A 2191-nucleotide genomic window follows, 5' to 3' on the forward strand; every position below is an offset into this window, starting at 1 on the left:
CCCGTGCCGGCCCGGCCGGCGCCGAGGATCCCCACGGCAGCAGGGAGACGGCCGCCGTCGGCGGGGGAGGCCTCCGGCCCAGCGGCGCAGTCCTGGGCGCCGCTCACCGGATCTCGGTGTGCTGGCGGCCCAGCCCGGAGATCTCGACCTCCACGACGTCCCCGGAGACCAGCCACGGGCGCCGACCGTCCTTGCGCTTGCGGCCCAGCGCGACGCCGGCCGGGGTGCCCATCATGATCAGGTCGCCGGGGTGCAGGGTCACCATCTGGGAGAGGTAGGAGACGATCTGCTCCGGGGTGAACACCACGTCCAGGGCCTTCGCGGACTGGCGCTTCTCCCCGTTGACGGTGGTGGTGATCTCCGCCTTGGAGGAGAACTCGTCCGGGGTCACCAGCCAGGGGCCCACCGGGGTGGAGGCGTCCCAGACCTTGCCCTGCAGCCACTCGGAGGTGCGGCCCTGGAAGCCGCGGACGGAGACGTCGTCCGCCACGGCGTAGCCGGCGATGTGCTCGGCGGCCTGGGACTCGGGGATGCGGCGGCCGGGTTCGCCGATGACGATGCACAGCTCGCCCTCGTAGTCGAGGCGGTGGTCCTCCTCCGGGACCTCCACGTCGTCCAGGGCGCCGGTGAGGGACTGCGCGAACTTCGCGAAGAGGGTGGGGTGCTCGGGGGACTCCAGTCCCGTCTCCTTGATGTGGTCCCGGTAGTTGAGGCCCACGCCGACCACCTTGGTGGGGAACGGCACGAGCGTCTCGTACATGAGCGTGGCGACCTCGAGCACGCGGGCCGGGTCCTGCTCGGCGGCCGCGAGGGCCTCCTCCACCATGCGGCGCTGCTCCGCGGGCTCGGCGGTGAGGTACTCGCCCACGTCCGCGCAGCCCTCGATCTCCACGGCCTCGGCGGCGATCTGCGGATCGGCCTCGTCGACGGCGGTGATCACGGCGGCGAACGTGTTGCCGGGGTAGGCGGCGTCCTCGGACGGGCGGCGGAACGTGGCGAGCTTCATGCCTCCCATCTCACCACAGCACGGGGCGGCCCGGCAGGGACCCCGTCGCCCGCCCGGCACTGCACGGTGATGAGGATCACAGCGTCATTGCTAAGATCCTCCTGTGGAGTGGCGCCGTCCGGTGATGCGCCTGCTCGAGGACACCCGGCTGCAGCGCCGCCTCGGGGCCGGCGCCCTCGCCGCGGCCGTGGCCGTGGCCGGCCTGGGCCTGCTGCTCCAGGAAAGGGCGGACCGCAACCTGAGGGAGAACATCATGGCCAAGTACGACGTCGTGGCGGTGGAGGAGATCTCCGGCCACGGTGACGGCTTCCGCGTCGAGCTCGACGAGCAGGACTGAGCCGTTGGCCGCAGCGCAGACCTCCGTCGAGGGGGCATGGCGGACGGTGAAATCCGCATGAACCCGGTCCACGTCCTCTCCTCCTACGTGCCCTACCGGACCGTCTACACCTGGGAGTACCGGGTGCTCTACGCGGCCGCGGTCCTGGCGCTCGCCGTGGGCGTCGCCCTGTTCGTCTGGGGCGGCGCCGCGCCGCCCGGGAGCGGGGCTGCGCTGCCTCCCGCCGGGGGTCGCGCCGGCCGAGCGCGTCCGCACCCTGGACCGGCAGGACTGGCGCCGTCTGCGCCGCTTCGAACGTCTCCGCATCGCGGGGGCGGCGGTGGCCTCCCTGTGCCTGGTGTTCGGCTTCCTCGGGCTGCACACGCGGGACGAGGCCCACGTCAACCTGAGGGCCAACATCGTGGGCGCCTACAGCCCCGCCCTGCTGGCGGTGGACGAGGTCACGCCCACGGACGGCGGCTACCTCGTGGAGCTGCACTGGCTCCGCCCGGACGGCGTGTACACGGGTGCGCCGGTCGTCCCCGATGCACCCGGCTCCGACGCCGTCGCTGGCCCGCCGGGGGCGGGCGTGTACGACGCGATCGTCGTCCCGGACGTCCTGGTCACCCTCGAGGACCGTCGCCGTCCGACCCTCTCACAGATCCCCGCCGAGGTGCTCGAGGAGTGGCCCTCCCTCGGCCGCTGACCACCAGCACTCCTCGCCGTGGCATCGTGGCCCCATGCAGAACCACGACGACGGCCACGCCCCTCAGCAGTCCGCCTCGCCCCTCGTGCTGGGCACCATGGGGTGGGGCACCTCCGGGGGACGGCCCGGCCCGGGGCGGCCGCGGCCCTCGACGCCGCGCTCG

Annotated in this window: 3 protein-coding genes; 2 read left to right on the forward strand and 1 reads right to left on the reverse strand. The window is 73.3% G+C overall.

The annotated features are described in order from the left end of the window. Positions 1-103 precede the first annotated feature (103 nt). Positions 104-1006, reverse strand: coding sequence for a fumarylacetoacetate hydrolase family protein (locus tag AC2W7A_RS11770; RefSeq protein WP_485991506.1), 903 nt, complete (start codon positions 1004-1006; stop codon positions 104-106). 103 nt (positions 1007-1109) lie between these two features. Between AC2W7A_RS11770 and AC2W7A_RS11775 the strand changes: the two genes are divergently transcribed. Both AC2W7A_RS11775 and AC2W7A_RS11780 read left to right on the forward strand, forming a co-directional pair. Then, entirely contained in the window at positions 1110-1343 is a 234-nt protein-coding gene (locus AC2W7A_RS11775) for a hypothetical protein (RefSeq protein WP_485991507.1), read from the forward strand. Positions 1344-1662: 319 nt separating this feature from the next. Further along, positions 1663-2028, forward strand: coding sequence for a hypothetical protein (locus tag AC2W7A_RS11780; protein ID WP_485991508.1), 366 nt, complete (start codon positions 1663-1665; stop codon positions 2026-2028). Positions 2029-2191 lie beyond the last annotated feature (163 nt).

Source organism: Micrococcus sp. LASM2_SD2, from assembly GCF_057364565.1.